Source organism: Bacillus sp. 1NLA3E, assembly GCF_000242895.2.
Classification (GTDB): Bacteria; Bacillota; Bacilli; order Bacillales; family Cytobacillaceae; genus Bacillus_BU.
The window spans coordinates 4,680,983-4,700,129 of sequence record NC_021171.1; the positions used below are offsets into that span (position 1 = coordinate 4,680,983).

14 protein-coding genes are annotated in these 19,147 nt (G+C 42.2%); 4 read left to right on the plus strand and 10 right to left on the minus strand.

Annotated elements, in window-relative coordinates; all coding sequences use genetic code 11:
* Nucleotides 1–168 precede the first annotated feature (168 nt).
* The 5 genes from B1NLA3E_RS22450 to B1NLA3E_RS22470 form a co-directional block, all read right to left on the minus strand.
* On the minus strand, nt 169–1,308 hold the full coding sequence (locus B1NLA3E_RS22450; RefSeq protein ID WP_015596108.1) for an acyl-CoA dehydrogenase: 1,140 nt from the start codon (nt 1,306–1,308) through the stop codon (nt 169–171).
* A 218-nt stretch (nt 1,309–1,526) separates the two neighbouring features.
* Complete coding sequence (locus B1NLA3E_RS22455) at nt 1,527–2,663, minus strand: acyl-CoA dehydrogenase (protein ID WP_015596109.1); 1,137 nt, start codon at nt 2,661–2,663, stop codon at nt 1,527–1,529.
* A gap of 34 nt (nt 2,664–2,697) precedes the next feature.
* Nucleotides 2,698–3,549 carry a 3-hydroxybutyryl-CoA dehydrogenase gene (locus B1NLA3E_RS22460; protein ID WP_015596110.1) on the minus strand — a complete coding sequence of 284 codons (852 nt, stop codon included), beginning with the start codon at nt 3,547–3,549 and terminating at the stop codon, nt 2,698–2,700.
* 47 nt (nt 3,550–3,596) lie between these two features.
* Nucleotides 3,597–4,784 (minus strand): acetyl-CoA C-acetyltransferase, encoded by a 1,188-nt coding sequence (locus B1NLA3E_RS22465; RefSeq protein WP_015596111.1) that lies wholly within the window; start codon nt 4,782–4,784, stop codon nt 3,597–3,599.
* A gap of 336 nt (nt 4,785–5,120) precedes the next feature.
* The gene (locus tag B1NLA3E_RS22470; protein ID WP_015596112.1) at nt 5,121–7,238 is read right to left on the minus strand and encodes a heterodisulfide reductase-related iron-sulfur binding cluster; all 2,118 of its coding nucleotides are present in this window, start codon (nt 7,236–7,238) and stop codon (nt 5,121–5,123) included.
* Nucleotides 7,239–7,460: 222 nt separating this feature from the next.
* Between B1NLA3E_RS22470 and cls the strand changes: the two genes are divergently transcribed.
* The 3 genes from cls to B1NLA3E_RS22485 all read left to right on the plus strand — a co-directional run bounded on the left by cls (nt 7,461) and on the right by B1NLA3E_RS22485 (nt 11,605).
* On the plus strand, nt 7,461–8,657 hold the full coding sequence (gene cls, locus B1NLA3E_RS22475; RefSeq protein ID WP_041581289.1) for a cardiolipin synthase: 1,197 nt from the start codon (nt 7,461–7,463) through the stop codon (nt 8,655–8,657).
* 253 nt (nt 8,658–8,910) lie between these two features.
* On the plus strand, nt 8,911–9,876 hold the full coding sequence (uvsE, locus tag B1NLA3E_RS22480; RefSeq protein ID WP_015596114.1) for a UV DNA damage repair endonuclease UvsE: 966 nt from the start codon (nt 8,911–8,913) through the stop codon (nt 9,874–9,876).
* Nucleotides 9,877–10,330: 454 nt separating this feature from the next.
* Nucleotides 10,331–11,605, plus strand: a complete 1,275-nt coding sequence (locus tag B1NLA3E_RS22485; protein WP_015593749.1) for an IS110 family transposase — start codon at nt 10,331–10,333, stop codon at nt 11,603–11,605.
* Nucleotides 11,606–12,108: 503 nt separating this feature from the next.
* Here the strand turns inward: B1NLA3E_RS22485 and B1NLA3E_RS22490 are convergent.
* From B1NLA3E_RS22490 to speE, 5 genes are all read right to left on the minus strand, one after another.
* Entirely contained in the window at nt 12,109–12,288 is a 180-nt protein-coding gene (locus B1NLA3E_RS22490) for a XapX domain-containing protein (protein ID WP_041580800.1), read from the minus strand.
* A gap of 182 nt (nt 12,289–12,470) precedes the next feature.
* Complete coding sequence (argS, locus tag B1NLA3E_RS22495; protein ID WP_015596116.1) at nt 12,471–14,141, minus strand: arginine--tRNA ligase; 1,671 nt, start codon at nt 14,139–14,141, stop codon at nt 12,471–12,473.
* Nucleotides 14,138–14,587: a DUF1934 domain-containing protein gene (locus tag B1NLA3E_RS22500; protein WP_015596117.1), complete on the minus strand. Its 450-nt coding sequence runs from the start codon at nt 14,585–14,587 to the stop codon at nt 14,138–14,140. The genes argS and B1NLA3E_RS22500 overlap by 4 nt, the downstream gene beginning before the upstream one ends.
* A gap of 235 nt (nt 14,588–14,822) precedes the next feature.
* On the minus strand, nt 14,823–15,695 hold the full coding sequence (speB, locus tag B1NLA3E_RS22505) for an agmatinase (RefSeq protein WP_015596118.1): 873 nt from the start codon (nt 15,693–15,695) through the stop codon (nt 14,823–14,825).
* A 100-nt stretch (nt 15,696–15,795) separates the two neighbouring features.
* The gene (gene speE, locus B1NLA3E_RS22510; protein ID WP_015596119.1) at nt 15,796–16,623 is read right to left on the minus strand and encodes a spermidine synthase; all 828 of its coding nucleotides are present in this window, start codon (nt 16,621–16,623) and stop codon (nt 15,796–15,798) included.
* 452 nt (nt 16,624–17,075) lie between these two features.
* Here speE and B1NLA3E_RS22515 point away from each other — a divergent pair, with 452 nt between their 5' ends.
* On the plus strand, nt 17,076–19,145 hold the full coding sequence (locus tag B1NLA3E_RS22515; RefSeq protein WP_041580801.1) for a transglycosylase domain-containing protein: 2,070 nt from the start codon (nt 17,076–17,078) through the stop codon (nt 19,143–19,145).
* Nucleotides 19,146–19,147 lie beyond the last annotated feature (2 nt).

Genomic DNA, 19,147 nt, shown 5'->3' on the forward strand with positions numbered 1-19,147 from the left:
AATCAACTGACATAGAGGCCTGATTCCCTTAAATGAGGGGATCAGACCATTCTTAATCAGTCTCGTCTCTCTTTTACTTTATGGCTGTGTTAAACTTGTCTGTTGATTTCCGCTGCATGCGCTCCAATCAACAGAGTGGGTAAAATCAACGTTGAACTATAACATAGCCTACTTTGTAAGCATCCGTGAGATTACGAGGCGTTGAATTTCTTGTGTTCCTTCATAAATTTGGGTAATTTTAGCATCACGCATGAAACGTTCCACTGGATAATCCTTTGTATAACCGTAACCACCGAAAATTTGCACAGCTTCTGTAGTCACTTTCATCGCTGTATCACCTGCAAAAAGTTTCGACATCGCTGATTCTTTTCCGTATGGAAGGCCTTTTGATTCAAGCCATGCAGCTTGATAAGTTAATAGTCTAGCTGCCTCTACGCCTGTTGCCATATCAGCAAGTTTAAAGCCAATTCCTTGTTGTAGTGCAATTGGTTTACCAAATTGAACGCGTTCTCTTGAGTAATCAACGGCAGCATCAAGGGCACCTTGGGCAATTCCAACAGCTTGAGCAGCGATTCCATTACGACCACCATCTAGAGTCATCATGGCAATTTTAAAGCCTTCTCCTTCTTTGCCAAGAAGATTTTCAACTGGAACAATGCAATCTTCGAAAATGATTTCTGTTGTTGGTGAAGAACGAATTCCTAGTTTCTTTTCCTTTTTCCCTACTGAAAAGCCTGGGAAATCACTTTCTACGATAAAGGCGCTTGTTCCTTTTTGCTTGTTTTCAGGATCAGTTAGGGCGAATACCACATAAGTGTCGGCTACTCCACCATTTGTAATAAAGATTTTTGCACCGTTTAGAACATAGTGATCTCCATTAAGGCGGGCAGTTGTTCTCATTCCACCTGCATCCGATCCACTACCGGCTTCCGTTAAGCCGTAACCACCAATTTTTTCACCTTGAGCCATTGGGCGCAAATATTTTTGTTTTTGCTCTTCGCTACCAAATTTAAAAATCGGCCAGCCAGCTAAAGATGTGTGGGCAGATAATGTAACCCCTGTTGAAGCACAAACACGAGATAATTCTTCAACAGCGATACAATAGGCTAAATAGTCACTGCCGATTCCGCCGTACTCTTCTGGCCAAGGAATACCTGTTAAACCAAGCTCTGCCATTTTAGCGAAAATTTCACGGTCAAAGCGTTCGTTTTCATCACGTTCTGCAGCGCTAGGAGCTACTTCGTTTCTAGCAAAGTCACGTACCATTTTTCGGATCATTTCATGTTCTTCAGACAATTGAAAATTCATTATTTCTTCCTCTTTTCTATATATTAGTAGATAATAGCTTATTATTTTGTTGGCTCTGTTCAACTAGAATGTTGATTTCCGTTCCAGACACTTGCGCACCTTAGGGGCGGGCGGTGAGCCTCCTCGGCGCTTAAGCGCCTGTGGGGTCTCACCTGTCCCGCTGCTCCCGCAGGAGTCTTCGTGCCTTCCACTCCAATCAACATTGAGCTTTAACACAGCTATTTTGTCAGTTGTTTACTAATAACGAGTCGTTGAATTTCGCTGGTACCCTCGTAAATTTCAGTGATTTTTGCATCACGGAAGTAACGTTCAACTGGATAGTCTTCGGTATAACCGTATCCGCCAAAAACTTGAATGGCTTCCGTTGTCACTTCCACCGCTGTTCTCGATGCAAACAGCTTCGCCATTGAGGCCTCTAGCCCACATGGTTTGCCTTTTGCACGGAGATCAGCAGCTCGATAGACTAATAGTCTGGCTGCTTCAATTGAAGTCGCCATATCAGCGAGCTTGAAGCCAACGCCCTGCTGACGAGAGATTGGCTTACCAAATTGCTGCCGCCCACTTGCATATTCTGTGGCTGCTTCTAAGGCTGCCTCCGCAATACCAAGGGCTTGAGCGGCAATGCCAATGCGTCCAACATCGAGATTACCAAGGGCAATTTTTAACCCTTCGCCTTCTTTTCCAAGAATGTTCTCCCCGGAAACTCTCATATTTTCAAATGTTAGCTGCACAGTTCTAGAGCCGTGTAATCCCATCTTTTTCTCGTCTTTGCCGACGATAAAGCCCGGTGTATCTTTTTCAACGATAAAAGTGGTAATGCCTTTGCTACCGGCACTTGGATCGGTGACTGCAAAAACGATGTAAACATCAGCTTCGCCACCGTTTGTAATAAAGATTTTTGAACCATTAATGACGTAATCTTCGCCGTCTTTTATGGCCCTTGTTTTGATCCCTGCTGCATCGGAGCCAGCTTGTGGTTCAGTTAAACAAAACGCACCTAAGTACTCGCCAGCGGCCAGCTTTGGAACATATTTTTGCTTTTGCTCTTCTGTCCCAAAATAAACGATTGGATTTGTTCCGACAGAGGTGTGTACGGATAGGATTACCCCAACCGTCGCACTAACCTTTGACAGTTCATTAATCGCGATAATATAAGAAATGAAATCCATTCCAGCCCCACCGTATTGCTCTGGAATCGGAATTCCCATCAAGCCTAGTTGCGCCATTTTCGTTAGAATTTCTCGTGGAAACTGGCCTTGTTCCATTTTTTCAATAAAAGGGGCGATTTCGGTTCGGGCAAAATCTCGAACCATTTTGCGCATCATTTCTTGTTCGTCAGTATACTTGAGGTCCATAACATTTCCCTCCTGAAGTTGATGCTCAATCACCTTACTCATAGACGTAGAATCCTCGACCTGTCTTTTTGCCGAGCCAGCCAGCCTTCACATATTTGCGAAGTAGTGGACATGGCCGATATTTATCGTCACCGAAGCCCTCATGTAGTGTTTCCATAATGTATAAGCAAGTGTCTAAACCGATGAAATCAGCAAGTGTTAATGGTCCCATTGGATGGTTCATGCCAAGCTTCATAACATCGTCAATTGCTTCCTTAGAAGCAACTCCTTCATAAAGGGCATAAATTGCTTCATTGAGCATTGGTAGAAGGATTCTATTGGAGATAAATCCTGGGAAATCATTGACTTCTACAGGAACCTTTTCTAAGTTTTTAGTGATGTCTTCAATCGTTTGATAGACTTTATCAGCAGTTGCTAAGCCACGGATAATTTCAACTAGCTTCATAACCGGTACTGGGTTCATAAAGTGCATGCCGATTACTTGTTCTGGTCTGTTTGTGACTGCGGCAATTTCCGTAATTGGAAGTGAAGAAGTATTGCTGGCTAAAATGGCATGCGCCGGTGCAATCGCATCAAGTTGAGTGAAAATCTTTGTTTTGATTTCCATATTTTCAACAGCCGCTTCGATTACTAAATCAACAGCTTCGGCGTCTTGTAAGGTTGTTGATGCCGAAATATTGGACAAGATGCCATCGCGAGTTTCCGCTGTCATTCGTCCTTTTTCAACATTGCGAGCCAGGTTTTTGCTGATTCCGCCTAAACCGCGTTCAACAAACTCAGGTTTAAGGTCATTTAATAATACTTTGTAGCCTGCTTGTGCACATACTTGGGCGATACCCGAACCCATTTGTCCGGCCCCAATTACCATAATCGTTTGAACGTTCATAAATTATCCTCCTCTATTAGTAAAGCGCTGGACGCCTAGTTTGTTTGTTACTGCTTAGGTACTTCTATCATAATTGCGTCGCCTTGGCCGCCACCGCTGCAGATGGCTGCAATTCCAATGCCACCGCCGCGACGTTGTAATTCGCGAATGAGTGTTAAAATAATTCTGGCACCGCTTGCGCCAATTGGATGGCCCAACGCTACGGCTCCACCGTTTACATTGATTTTTTCAGGATCAAGACCCGCAACTTTTTGGCTTGCTAACGCGACAGCCGCGAAAGCTTCATTTATTTCAAATAAATCAATTTCCTCAACCCGTTTACCTGTTTTCTTAAGGAGTTCTTTAATGACGACACCAGGACTTTTTGGAAAATCTTTTGCCTCTAAGCCCACTTCAGCATGACCAAGGATAATCGCTTCTGGTTGTCGACCTTCTCGGATCGCCCGCTCTTCACTCATTAACACTAAAGCGGCTGCTCCGTCGTTTACACCAGGGGCATTACCTGCCGTAATCGTTCCTGCTCTGTTAAAAGCTGGACCAAGTTTTGCCAATACCTCAACTGTTGTATCAGGACGAGGAGATTCATCATGTTCAATGACCGTTGGGTGCCCCTTACGTTTTGGAACCTCAACTGGAATGATTTCTTCAGCAAACTTACCTGACTTAATGGCCTCAACGGCTAATTTGTGACTTCTATAGGCCCATTTATCTTGGTCCTCACGGCTGATTTCAAGCTCCTCAGCTGTACTATTTCCATAAGTCCCCATATGAGCACCGGTAAAACTACAGCTTAACCCGTCACGAATCATTAAATCTGTAACAGCTGCATCGCCCATTTTTAAACCCCAACGAGCCTTAGGTAGTAAATAAGGAGCATTACTCATTGATTCCATTCCACCCGCAACAATCACTTCCTCATCGCCCAATCTGATGATCTGATCCGCGAGTGTAACGCTACGCATTCCAGATGCACATACTTTGTTAACCGTTTCAGTCTTAACCTCCCATGGGAGACCTGCGTTTCTTGCAGCCTGGCGCGATGGGATTTGCCCTTGTCCACCTTGCAATACAGTACCAAAAATGACTTCGTTTACCTCATCGGGTTTAACTTGGGCCTTTTCTAATGCCCCTTTAATGGCAATTCCCCCAAGCTCAGCAGCCGTTAATTGGCTTAAGCCTCCGCCAAACTTTCCAAATGGTGTTCGTATTCCGCTTAAAATGACTGTCTTCCCCATGATATCCATCTCCTTTAGGTAAGCTTAAATTGCGAAATTTTAACTTTGTTACCTTAATACGACTGAACGCTCGCTCGATACACAGGCATAAAGGTATGACAGAGCAAACCTTGATCACTCTGAAACAACATGTTTGGAACTATGTAGTAAACTACTGTGAAAACGCTTTACGTATCTTTATTCTACTGCAAGCAAACACAAAATTGCATTATTTTTACTAAAAATTCTAAATATTTAATTTCCGACATTATTCAACATAACCGCGAAATTTGGAAGGTGGCTCTCGTTCATTTTCCTAAAATGAGCGAAAGCCTGCCCTCTATCTCGACATGTCTATTATGACAACACAGCCTCTTTTGGTTGTTCACCGTAAACGGCTTTTTCAAGCAGCTCGGCCACATCATATGTTTTGACTGTTTCTTCCACTTCTTTAGCCTTCGTTCCATCTGAAAGCATCGTTAAGCAATATGGACAGCCTGAGCTAATCACTGATGGATTTACTTCTAGGGCCTGCTCGGTTCTAGCCACATTGATGCGATGACCTGTTTCCTCTTCCATCCACATCAAGCCGCCACCTGCTCCACAGCACATTCCGGTTTCACGGTTTCTTTCCATTTCGACCAGCTTAACGCCTGGAATGGATCTTAGAATGTCACGTGGTTGATCGTATACCTCGTTATAACGCCCTAAATAGCAAGAATCGTGGAACGTAATCGTTTCATTTACAGCAAACTTAGGAACCAGTCTTCCTTCCTTAACAAGCTCTGCAAGAACTTCAGTGTGGTGATACACTTCTGCTTTCAAGCCAAAATCAGGATATTCATTTTTAAAGATGTTATAGGCATGCGGATCAATCGTGACAATTTTGTTTACTTCATTCTTTTCGAACTCATCGATATTGTTTTGTGCTAATTCCTGGAACAAGAATTCATTTCCGAGGCGACGTGCTGTATCCCCTGAGTTCTTTTCTTTATTTCCTAAAATAGCGAATTTAACGCCGGCTTCATTCAGTAGCTTGGCAAAAGAAAGTGCGATTTTTTGACTACGGTTATCGTAAGAACCCATCGAACCCACCCAGAATAGGTACTCAAATTCTTCACCAGCTTTTTTCATTTCCTTCACGGTTGGCACAGTGACATCCTCACGTGCTTCACGCCAATTTTCACGCTCTTTGCGATTTAATCCCCAAGGATTGCCCTGACGTTCGATATTGGTCATGGCGCGCTGAGCATCTGCATCTAATTTTCCTTCTGTTAAAACAAGATAACGGCGAAGGTCAATAATTTTTTCAACATGCTCATTCATAACTGGACATTGGTCTTCACAATTTCGACAGGTGGTACATGCCCAAATCTCTTCTTCGGTTATGACTTCTCCGATTAAGGTTGGTGAATAGGCAAGCGATGCCGCGGCCTCTTCCGCTCCTTTTCCGGCAGCAGCTAAAGCTAACTGATTTCCTTTTGTATTTGAGAAAGCAAAAGTCGGTACCCACGGCTGTTTTGATGTAACAACAGCACCTTGGTTAGTTAGATGATCACGAAGCTTCAGCATAAGATCCATTGGTGACAGCATTTTCCCTGTTCCAGTGGCTGGACACATATTGGTACAACGTCCACATTCCACACAGGCATACAAGTCGACAAGCTGATGCTGAGTAAAATCTTCAATTTTTCCGACCCCAAAAGATTCTTGTGATTCGTCTTCAAAATTAATTTTTTTCAATTTACCTGGTTTATCTAATCGATTTAAATAAACATTGGCTGGTCCGGCGATTAAGTGGGCGTGCTTTCCTTGTGGAACATAGACTAGGAATGATAGCAAGAATAGTAAATGTGCCCACCAAGCAATATAGAACACAGAAATGGCCGCTGTTTCTCCTATCCCTGAAAAAATGGTTGAAATAAGTGAAGCAATTGGTTCAGATAATGAGGTTTCCTCACCATGCCAAATCAAACCCATTCCATTTCCAAGCAATACGGATACCATCAAACCTCCTATGAAAATTAACACGAGTCCGTTTTTAAATCCGCGTTTTAAACGGACAAGTTTTTCAACATAACGACGATAATAGGCCCATATAACAGCAACCAAAATGACGAGGGTTACGATTTCCTGAAAGAAGGTAAAAGCAGAATAAAGCGGGCCAAGCGGTAAGTGCGAACCTGGCTTAAGCCCCTTCCAAATAAAGTCAATCGCACCGAGCTGAACAAGAAGAAATCCGTAAAAAAACATAACGTGTATGATTCCACTCTTTTTATCCTTAAACAGCTTTTTTTGCCCGAAAACATTTACCCATATCTTTTCGAGTCTTTCTTTTACACGATGGTCAAACTCTACTGCTTTCCCGAGCTTAATGTACGAAATTCTTGTTTTGACAACATAAACAAACAAGCTAAGTGCGTAAGCGGTTACAGCGAGGAATGCCACGAGGTTTACCCATAGTAATCCATTCATCAAAACGTACTCCCCTTTCCATAAAATTACATTTAATAAGTAGAATATTTTTAAACAATTAAATATTCTGAATTTACTCTTAACTCTATTATATGTTGAATGAGCGCTCAGTCAATCATTATTTCTTTTACAGATAAAGATTAATTTTTTTGAAAGCATCATAGATGGGCTAGTTTCGGAAAAACTAAGAGGAAATGATTAGAGGAGAGAATGGTTTTGAGCATGTTCTTAACCGTATTCACAATAATTTTGATTCTTATCATCTGGCTTTATTTTGATTATACGCTGGGTAGAAGACAACAGCTAGCTTGTAGAGACCGAAAAGATTACCCGATTAGAAATAGTCAATTTCACTTGTTCACCCATGGTCCTGAATTGTTTGACGATCTTTTCCGTGAGATCAAAAATGCCCAAAAACATGTTCATGTTTTATTTTATATTGCCAAAAATGACACCTTTAGTAGAGAATTTTTTTCGATTTTAAAAGCAAAGGCCCGTGAAGGTGTAGAGGTGCGCCTGCTCTTGGACCGATTGGGGAGCATTAAAGTTTCAGAGCAAATTATCCACGAATTAAAAGAAGCGAACGTCAAATTTTCCTTTAGTCATGTGCCGAAGTTACCTTTTTTGTTTTACTCCGTTAATGTTCGGAATCACCGGAAGATTACCATTATCGATGGAAAAATAGGCTATGCTGGTGGCTATAATGTGGGGCAAGAATACATTAACCTTGAGCCAAGCTTAAGTCCTTGGCGTGATTATCATTTGAAATTTACGGGGGAAGTGGTCCATGACCTACAGCAGGTATTCCTGAAAGACTGGCATATTGCGACAAAATCGGAGCTGATCACCCATCCAACTTATTTTCCCCACATTGGACAGGGCCCGATGTCGATTCAGGTCGTTTCTTCTGATGGAGGACACATCGAGGATGCTTTTTCAAATCAAATTCGCAAGGCACGTAAATCTATTTTCATTGGTACTCCCTATTTTATTCCTAGCAAAATGTTATTCGCTGATCTATTAGAAGCAGCAAGAAGGGGTGTGAAAATCATCATTCTTGTTCCACACAAAGCAGATCACATCCTCGTTAAGGAAGCCTCTTTCCCATATTATCGCCAATTAATAAAAGCTGGTGCGGAAATCTATCAGTTCTTAAATGGCTTTTACCATGCAAAAATTATCCTTTTTGATGAGGACATATGCGATATCGGCACCTCTAATTTTGACCAAAGGAGTATATTTTTAAATTTTGAATTGAATTGTTTTATTTATGATAGTGGGACGATTGCCAAAATCAAAACGATTATCGATCATGATTTGAATGACTCGAAGAAACTTTCTCTAGACGAGTTGAACAATGTGAGTCTATTGACAAAAACGAAAGAAATAATCGCAAAACCTTTGGAACGATTTTTATAAAATAAAGCTGTTTTCGTAAACTTTGTTGCTATTTACTTATGAAAGGAGGGTCTGACTTCCGCTCCAGGTGCTCGCTTTCCGCGGGGCGGGCGGTGAGCCTCCTCGGCGTCACGCCTGCGGGGTCTCACCTGTCCCGCTGCTCCCGCAGGAGTCGAGCACCTTCCGCTCCAATCAACATTTTGCTTTAACACAGCCATAAAATAAAGAAGATTGCTCAGTGACGACTGTTCCCTTCCCGAAAGGAGGTTAGGTTTTGATCATCCGCTTCGGATATGTTTCTCATGCTGTTAGTCTTTGGAACGCTTCACCTGCTAAAACGTTGACGTTCACACGCTACAAACAGCTTCCAGACGGAGAGCGACGCCAAAAGCTCTTAGAGGTTACGGAGGCAAATTTAAAAAACACTTTAAGGATGCTTTATTATAATGTAGCTCACCAGATTGAGTTGTATCGGTTTTCAAGCTCGCTCGTTCCGTTGGCGACTCATCCTGAGGTGATGTGGGACTTCGTTTCTCCCTTTCACAGCTTATGGCAGGAGATTGGTGAAGTAGTGAAAAAAAAGCGACTGCGGGTGAGTTTTCATCCAAGTCAATTTACGTTGTTTACTTCTGATCGGGACGAAGTGACGAAGAATGCGGTTAAGGATATGACTTACCATTATCAGATGCTTGAGGCGATGGGTGTTCTTGATCATCCTAGTGCTGGCGCGCTTATCAATATCCATATTGGCGGCGCTTATGGGAATAAAGCAGGAGCCATCATGCGCTTTCATGAAAACCTTCGCTCTCTCCCGGCTGACATTAAAGGGATAATGACTTTGGAGAATGATGATAAAACGTATCATTCCGCTGAAACTTTAGCAGCTTGCCAACGGGAAAAGGTTCCCTTCTTGTTTGACTACCATCACCATATCGCCAATCTAGGAAATTTACCGCTGGCTAAGTTGTTGCCAGCGACCTATCAGACCTGGCTTGAGCAGGGTCGTAAGCCAAAGATTCATATTTCTTCTCCTAAGTCAGAAGCTGCCTTCCGTTCTCATGCTGATTTTGTCGACCCTGTTTTTCTTTCCCCTTTGCTGGAGGAGGTTCGTGCGATTGGGGAGGATGTTGATTTTATGGTTGAGGCTAAAATGAAGGATCAGGCTATGTTGAAGCTTGTTGAGGATTTGAGCAATATCCGCGGGATTAAGCGGATGAGCGGAGGCAGTATTTCGCTGTGATTTGGGGTTGGAGTGACCGTTTTATCTTTAAAACCTTTCGTTTGGACTCTCCAGTTTGCTGGAGTGACCGTTTCACCTTTAAAACCTTTCGTTTGGGCTCTCCAGTTTCCTGGAGTGACCGTTTTACCCAAATAACCACTCGTTTGGTCACTCCAGCTGGTGCCTAATAGTAAACGATACCTATTTTTCAAAAGGCTGTGTTAAAGCTCAAGGTTGATTGAAGTGGAAGGCGCGAAGACTCCTGCGGGAGCAGCGGGACAGGTGAGACCCCGCAGGTGCTTTAGCGCCGAGGAGGCTCACCGCCCGCCCCTAAGGTGCGCGAAGCGCCTGGAACGGAAATCAACACTCTAGCATTCCTGTAGAACGTTATTTTTCGAGTTTGAAAAAAATAGGGCTCCTCAGTAAGATATGAGTAAGACACCACTCAAACTCAACCTTAAGGAGGAACCCTACTTTGAAGTTTAAAATGCAAAACAAACAAAATCAACTAATAGAAAGAATTTCCGTTAAACATCTTGTTGTTGGGATAGATATTGCTCAACAATTACATGTAGCCCGAGCTGTTAATTTCCGCGGAATTGTAGTTGGTGATCCACTTACATTTACTAATAATGAAGAAGGATTTTCTAGTTTATTAAAATGGATTAATAATCTTCAAAGAATAAACAATTTAGATGAATCTATTGTTGGGATGGAACCTACTGGACACTATTGGATTAATCTTTCAAAATGGCTTTTTAAGCATAATATTGAAGTGGTAACGGTAAATCCCTATTTAGTAAAAAGAAATAAAGAAAATCGTGATAATACTCAATCTAAAAGTGATAAAAAAGATGCTTTGGTTATAGCTGATATGGTGAAAAACGGTTACTACTCTGAGGTTAGGCCTACATCTGAGTCATTTGAAAAACTTAGGGTTCTTATGTCTAATCGTGATGTAGTTGTTAAGCGTCTCGTAAGTTCTACTAACCAATTAAATCGGTGGGTAGATATTGTATTTCCCGAACTCCGACAGGTGTTTAAAGATATTACCGCTAAAGGGGCAATTGCAACCCTTCGTCTATTCCCATCCCCTGTAGAATTAGGAACTATGGAGCCCGAGGAAGTAATAATGGGTTGGAAATCAATCATGAAGAGACAACCTGGTTTAAAAAAGGCACTATTACTCATTCAGGTAGCTGGAAAATCAGTTGGAACAAAGCAAGCACTTGATGCTTATAAATTTCATTTGGAACAATTATTAGAGGAATATGATTTAGCTTTAAAACAACTCGAAAGAGTGGAGGAACAAGTTACTGATGCTCTATTAAAGATCCCTTTCGCTTATAAATTACTTGCCATTAAAGGCATTAGTGTAATTTCATTGGCAGGTATTTTAGGTGAGGCAGGAGATTTAAGTGGTTTTTCTCATGGGAATTCTTTGCTTCGCCATGCTGGATTACACTTAGCTGAAGCAAGTTCAGGGAAGTGGAAAGGTCAAATTGTCATCTCTAAGCGAGGAAGGTCTAGACTACGACGTTTCCTATATTTAGCTACAATGAGTCTTGTAGTGAATAATCCGGAATTTAAAGCAATACACTCCTATAATGTAAAAGTAAAAAAGATGAAGAAAATGAAGTCAATCATGAAATTGATTGGGAAACTTGCGAGGATTTTTGTGGGCATCGCTCGCCGAAATGAGTTCTACTGTCCTGAAAAAGTTAACCACATTATTGTGTTGGCAGCATAGTTACGATAGAACCTTGAACTAAATCTGATTTCTTAAATGTGACACCAAAAATAAATTAGATAACAGAATTGTATAAACCGAATGCTGGCTTATTCGCAGGATAATAAATATGTACGGAGTACCAGATTTGTTAAACAAAAGGGCATAGACCCATTAATCTAGCTTGACTGGCCTCCACCCCTTGGGTAGGCATGACGAAGGAATGAAAGGGCAATTGACCCGTTGAGACATGGGAGGGAAAGCCTCCAGGGGCGGCGTGGAGCATGTACATCACATGGTAAAAATTGGGGTTATTATTTATCCCTTTATTTCACTATGCCTCCACGAGCCAATAATGATCTGAATTCATTCCACTTAACTGTTAATTCAAAATATGGGACTATGAAATCCTGCGAATTAGCGAGCATTCGGGAGAAAATCGCATTAAACTGAGGGAGTTTAACAGAGCCTTTCAAAAGGAAAACTCGCCAAGCTACTTGGCGAGTTTTATTATTACAGTAAGTCTATTTAAAAAGGGACCCAATCCATGGGGAAATTTTCAAAAAAAGCTGAAAGCCTAAATAGATCCCCACAATCCCTGTTATACCAGCCAATGCTGGAGGAGCAGGAATGGGAAGCTTAAACAATGCGAAAATAAAACCTACAAAAAAGCCAGTAACCAAAGATAATAAAACAATTTTCAACATTATCCCTCTTTTCGAGATGTCAGACGTCAGTTCACCGTTATTATACTAACATATATTTAGCTTTCCCCGCTATTTTTTGTACATTAACTTTTAAGCTTTGAAAATATTTCCGATTTTCATACAAAAAAAGGCTGCCCCAATAACGATCAGGACAGCCCTCCTCTATGTTTACACTAAAATTACATTTTTTCAGGTGCTGACACACCAATGAGTGCCAACGCATTTTTCATCGTAATTTGCACGGCTTTTACTAACGCAAAACGAGCTTTAGTTTTTGCCGCATTCTCCATATCCAATACTTTCTCCGCATTATAAAAGCTGTGGAAAGTAGACGCCAAATCGAAAATATAATTCGTGATTCGATGCGGAATTCTTTTTTGTGCCGCTTCAGCAACAGCTTGCGGAAACTCGCCTAACGCCTTTAATAATTCGATTTCCTTTTCAGCACCAATCAACGAGAAATCAGCGTTTCCGTCAATGGTAATCCCTTGCTCTGCGCCAGAACGAAGGATACTCGAAATCCGAGCATGAGCATACTGAGCATAGAAAACGGGGTTGTCATTAGACTGGGACACCGCTAAATCTAAATCAAAATCAAGATGAGTATCAGGACTGCGCATCGCAAAGAAATAACGAACCGCATCAAGACCCACTTCATCAACAAGCTCACGCATCGTTACCGCTTTACCGGTCCGCTTGCTCATTTTCATTTTTTCACCGTTTTTAAAAAGATGAACGAGTTGAATGATCTCAACTTCCAACGCCTCTTGGTCGTAACCTAATGCTTGAATAGCTGCCTTCATCCGCGGGATATAGCCGTGGTGATCGGCGCCCCAAATATTGATTAGCTTTTCAAAGCCGCGCTCGAGTTTGTCCTTATGGTAAGCGATATCTGGTGTTAAATACGTATACGACCCATCCTGTTTGATTAAAACACGGTCTTTGTCATCTCCCATTGGCGTGGTCCGTAACCAGGTTGCACCATCTTCTTCATAAATATGACCATTCTCCCTTAAGGCTTGAAGGGCTGCATCAATTTTCCCATTATTATAAAGGGAAGTTTCTGAGTACCAAACATCAAAGCCGACCCGGAAGTCTTCTAAATCCACCTTTAATTTTTCCATTTCATACTTTAAACCGTAATCGCGGAAAATAGCAAAACGCTCCTGCTCATCGATATTAACGTATTTGTCTCCAAATTCTTCAGCCAAGCGCTGACCAATTCCGATGATATCCACTCCATGATAACCGTCTTCCGGCATTGGTTTTTCAAGACCCAATGCTTGGAAATAGCGAGCATCAACAGAAAGTGCTAAGTTATTGATTTGATTTCCTGCATCATTAATGTAGTATTCGCGGGAAACGTCATAGCCTGCTTTTGCTAAAATATTGCAAAGTGAGTCGCCGACTGCAGCACCTCTTGCATGACCAAGATGGAGGTCGCCAGTTGGGTTAGCCGAAACGAATTCCACTTGGACCTTTTGTTTGTTCCCCACATTGGTTTCACCGTATTGAGGACCTGCTGTTAAGATCGTTGGAATCAGTTCAGTTAAATAACTATTGTTCATGTAAAAATTAATGAAGCCGGGACCCGCAATTTCCATTTTTTCAATTGATGCTTTATTAAGGTCGAAGTTTTCGATAAGCGATTCAGCAATAGCTCTTGGTGCCTTTTTGGCCACCCGTGCCAATTGCATCGCCATATTGGTCGAATAATCACCATGGGCTTTATCTTTTGGGGATTCTAAAAAAACATTAGGAATATTTTCTGCTGGGGCAAGATTGGCTTTGATAACAGCTTGTTTAATCTCTTCCTTCAGCTTTGCTTGAACTTGCTCGGCAATGTTCATATTTGTTCCTCCTTAAATTTGATTTCAAGATGATATGTACCCGCAAGTGTACCTTGCACGTTTAAGTCGTATGTCAAGTTGATGATTCCTTCATTTGTTTGTCCGTTAAAAGAATGGTCGATTTCTTGTGCGGTGATTACCGTCTCCATGATGCCATGTGGCGAGTGATAGGTTCCCGAAACCTCTATCCCTGGGCGAAGAACCATCCGCATCTTTACCGCTCCATTGCGTAAAATAAGCGTTTCTGTTTCGGATACTTTTATCGTCGTTTTGACATTCCCAACATCCCCATCCATCACTTCTTCATAACGAAGATAGGCAGCGGTTGCGGTTTGTTGATATTGACCAAAGGCAGTTAACCTGTAGGTTTCGGTGTCGTCCCCCTGTTGGATGACCGTTTTTATCTGAATGGTTACTGGTATTTGTTCGGTTTGACGGGGTGGCAACAACAACACTTCCTTTGCACACTATTATAACCTTTTAATTATAAATATTCCGCTGCAAAAGCGCAAGGCGAGTGTGTTTTTTTGAACCTAATCGAGATTCCCTAGCCATTTTTTTACTTTTACATGCCATTTTTCATCATTCACTATCTCATTTCCACTTTACTATCCTAACCGCACTTTCCCTTAAAAATAACAAAAAACGGAGACGTTAGTTGTCCCCGCTTCCAGTCTATCCTTATTTTATCCACCCTAAAATCATTTCGCGTAAAAGCTTGCTCGCTGTGTTTGCTGTTTGCTCAGATGGATCATAAATTGGGGCAACCTCAACTAAATCGGCACCAACCACATTCACTTCCGACCTGGCAATCTCATGGATTGAAGCCAGGAGCTCTCTTGAAGTAATCCCACCGCAGTCAACCGTTCCGGTTCCTGGCGCATGCGCCGGATCTAAAACGTCAATATCTATCGTTACATAAACTGGGCGACCCGCTAGCTTCGGCAAGATTTGTTTTAATGGTTCATGGACCTCAAACTTCGAAATATGCATTCCGACTTTTTTCGCCCAATCAAACTCTTCCTTCATTCCTGAACGAATCCCGAATGAAAACACATTTTGCGGTCCAATCAATTCCGCCGCTTTACGAATCGGTGTTGAATGAGACAGCGGTTCCCCTTCATAGCTTTCGCGTAAATCGGTATGAGCGTCCATGTGAATAATCGCAAGGTCTGGGTACTTTTTATAAACCGCCTTAAATACCGGCCATGATACTAAGTGCTCCCCACCCATTCCGAGTGGAAACTTGTCAGCAGCCAAGATTTGATCAACAAACTCTTCAATCAAATCAAGACTTTTCTGCGGATTTCCGAATGGAAGCGGAATGTCTCCAGCATCATAATATTTAACATCTTCCAATTCACGATCTAAATATGGACTGTATTCCTCTAAGCCAGGTGATACCTCACGGATTCGTGTCGGGCCAAACCGTGATCCAGGGCGATAACTTACCGTCCAGTCCATCGGCATTCCATAAAGAACCGCCTGACTCTCTTCAAAGTTGGGATGGCTTTTAATAAATACATTGCCAGAATAAGCCTCATCAAAACGCATATGTATTGTCCTCCTTCATTCACATCATAAAAATCTGACCCCCGCGCCGCACTACTTTTTAACACACTAACGCATTGGGGGTCAGGCACCCATCAACACTTTACTTCGTTAAATCGCCAACAAATTTAGGTAATACGAAGGCTGCTTTGTGGAGTTCTTTTGTGTAGTATTTTGTTTCAATTTCGTGGAAGCGGTCATCAGCAACTTCGAGTGGATCATATTTTTTCGATCCAACCGTAAAAGCCCACAATCCGCTTGGGTAAGTTGGGATATTCGCCACATACAAACGGGTAATGGGGAAGATCTCTTTCACATCCTTCTGAACGCTCCGAATTAAATCCGCTTTAAACCATGGATTATCAGACTGCGCAACAAAAAGACCGTCTGCCTTTAACGCCTTGGAAATCCCAGCATAAAAACCTTTTGAAAATAGATTCACAGCAGGTCCAACTGGCTCAGTCGAATCTACCATAATCACATCATATTCATTCTCGCTGTTGGCGATGTGCATGAAACCATCATCAACCTGAACATCAACACGAGGATCCTCTAACATGCCCGCAATTTCCGGCAAGAATTTTTTCGAGTACTCGATTACTTTTCCATCGATATCCACAAGCGTTGCCTTTTTCACACTAGGGTGCTTTAACACCTCACGAATAACACCGCCATCGCCACCGCCGACAACCAAAACATTCTCAGGATTTGGATGAGTAAACAACGGCACATGCGCCACCATCTCATGGTAAACAAACTCATCGCGGACGCTCGTCATCACCATGCCATCAAGAAGAAGCATATTGCCCCATTCTTTCGTCTCAACCATGTCAAGCTTTTGAAAATCTGTTTGCTCTGTATGTAAGGTACGTTCTACTTTCATGGTAATACCAAAGTTTTCAGTTTGTTTTTCTGTAAACCAAAGCCCCATTTGTAGTCCTCCTCTTTCTCGGTATCCTCATGGTCAAAATTCAGACGGAATGCGTGCAAAATCGAGCATCCGCCTTACCCATTATTGATTATCGTTCCCCAACCGAAAAATTACAAACATCAAAAAAAGTATAGTGTAATCTAGCAAAAATGCAAGAAAAAAATTTCTTTTTTTGTGGGAAAGGGGCGGAGCGCCGCATAAATGAATTGCCTTAACTATTTGTTTTAAGAAATATACATCTTTCACTTTATATGGGTGAAGTTAGCTCTGCTCACACCGCCTTATTATGTTGGTGTACTGCTCTTTATTTATTCTTTTCCATGCAAGAGTTGGGAGTTTAAACTTTTGATAGTTTTTTTACAATAAAGTGTTTAAAAACTTGGCAATTATTTCATACTGTTAATATTGTTTTCAAACTGTACTGATCAAGCAGGCAAAGCGAGGTGACTCAAATGGAAATCATGACAGATCATGGGTTTCGAAAAACCATTAAATATTTAAGAGCCTTCATTATCATTGGTCTATCAGCTTTTATTCTCATGATGATTCTGTTTTTCTGTGTCCTTGGTTATGCCAAATTCCTTGGGGCACCACCACTCGCCGTCTCGCAATCAACCCTATACTACGCTGACGACCTATCCGTCATCGGCGAAAGCAACTCCGGCCAAAAACGGTATTGGCTTCCCCTTAAGGATATATCCCCATCCTTCATCGACGCAATGGTCTCGATTGAGGACAAAAACTTTTACGCGCATCACGGCTTTGACTACAAACGAATCGCCGGCGCCGTATTAGCCGATGTTCGGGCAATGGCCAAAGTCCAAGGGGCCAGCACCATTACCCAACAGTACTCACGTAACCTTTTCCTAGAGCATGACAAAACGTGGAAACGGAAGCTCCTCGAGGCCTTTTACACCATTCGCCTCGAAATGAACTACTCAAAAGCGGAAATATTAGAAGGATACCTAAACACCATCTATTTCGGCAACGGCGCCTATGGAGTCCAAGCAGCTAGCCAGTTTTATTTTGGCAAAGACGCAGCCGACCTAAACCTAGCCGAAGCCTCCATGTTAGCAGGCATCCCAAAAGGTCCCGGCGTCTATTCTCCACTCGTATCCATGGAAAACGCCAAATCGCGCCAAAACCTGATTCTTACAGCCATGACCACCAACCATCTTATTGATAAAAATAAAGCAGCGGCGGCTGCAAATAAGCCCATTTCCATTGTGGGTGCACATCAGCATACACGAACCGAAGTGGCTCCGTACTTTCAGGATGCCGTTAGACACGCATTAAAATCAGAGCTACATTTAGATGAACGCACGATCGCCCTGGGCGGCCTAAAAATATACACTACCCTTAACAAGGAACAGCAAGCGACCGCTGAGAAAACGGTTCGAGAGCTTATTTCAAGTGAGTCCGACATTCAAGTCGGTATGGTGGCAATGGATCCAAGCAATGGACACGTAAAAGCGATGATTGGCGGCCGCAACTATGAAAAAAGTCCGTTTAACCGCGCCACTCAAGCAATACGCCAGCCCGGTTCAACCATCAAACCTATTCTTTATTATTCAGCATTAGAGCACGGCTTCACCCCTTCAACAACAATGAAAAGTGAGCCGACCACATTCCGATTTGATGACAATCGCCCGGAATATACACCTAGAAATTTTAACAATGTCTATGCCAACAAAGATATCACTATGGCCCAAGCTTTGGCGCTATCCGATAATATCTTTGCCGTCAAAACCCATTTGTTTTTAGGAGAAGAGGCACTTGGTGATACTGCAAAGAATTTCGGGATTACCTCACCAATCGCCAAAGTCCCGTCCGCTGCCCTTGGTTCTTCAGGGGTTAGGATCATCGAAATGACCGACGCCTATAGCCATTTTGCTAATGGCGGGAAAAAGGTTGAACCTGTTCTGATTGAACGAGTTGAGGATCAAAACGGTCATATTATTTATCAACATGAACAGCCACAAGACACTGTCCTTAAACCCAAATTGACTTATGTGATGTCACAAATGATGACTGGTATGTTTGATAAAAAATTAAACGGATATGCCCGTGTAACTGGAAGTACCATCTCCAATCGGATGACACGACCTTATGCCGGAAAATCAGGCTCAACTGAAACGGATAGCTGGATGATTGGGTTTACACCTCAACTCGTGACTACTGTCTGGACAGGCTATGATAAAGGAAAACCACTCGAGTTAACTGCGGAGAAAACGTATGCCAAAAATATTTGGATTCAATTTATGGAATCGTCCTTACAGGACATGCCGGTTAAAAAATTCAAAAAGCCAAAGGGCGTTGTTGGAGTTTATACCGACCCTGAAAATGGCAAGCTGGCTACTAAGGATTGCCCCATCACGCGGAAAACTTACTTTGTCACCGGAACCGAGCCGACTGAATATTGCAGTGACCATATTAAAGAAGAAACAAAGAAATCCAAAAATCCTAAATCTAAAGAAAAAGGTTCAGACTCACCTTGGTATAAAAAGGTTTGGGGTTTATAAAT

Excerpts from the sequence above, each read along its gene's own strand:
- B1NLA3E_RS22450 (WP_015596108.1), bottom strand. The coding sequence starts at position 1,308 with ATGAATTTTCAATTGTCTGAAGAACATGAAATGATCCGAAAAATGGTA.
- cls (WP_041581289.1), top strand. The coding sequence starts at position 7,461 with ATGTTCTTAACCGTATTCACAATAATTTTGATTCTTATCATCTGGCTT.
- B1NLA3E_RS22470 (WP_015596112.1), bottom strand. The coding sequence starts at position 7,238 with ATGAATGGATTACTATGGGTAAACCTCGTGGCATTCCTCGCTGTAACC.
- B1NLA3E_RS22465 (WP_015596111.1), bottom strand. The coding sequence starts at position 4,784 with ATGGGGAAGACAGTCATTTTAAGCGGAATACGAACACCATTTGGAAAG.
- argS (WP_015596116.1), bottom strand. The coding sequence starts at position 14,141 with ATGAACATTGCCGAGCAAGTTCAAGCAAAGCTGAAGGAAGAGATTAAA.
- B1NLA3E_RS22515 (WP_041580801.1), top strand. The coding sequence starts at position 17,076 with ATGGAAATCATGACAGATCATGGGTTTCGAAAAACCATTAAATATTTA.
- B1NLA3E_RS22455 (WP_015596109.1), bottom strand. The coding sequence starts at position 2,663 with ATGGACCTCAAGTATACTGACGAACAAGAAATGATGCGCAAAATGGTT.
- speB (WP_015596118.1), bottom strand. The coding sequence starts at position 15,695 with ATGCGTTTTGATGAGGCTTATTCTGGCAATGTATTTATTAAAAGCCAT.
- B1NLA3E_RS22460 (WP_015596110.1), bottom strand. The coding sequence starts at position 3,549 with ATGAACGTTCAAACGATTATGGTAATTGGGGCCGGACAAATGGGTTCG.
- speE (WP_015596119.1), bottom strand. The coding sequence starts at position 16,623 with ATGGGGCTTTGGTTTACAGAAAAACAAACTGAAAACTTTGGTATTACC.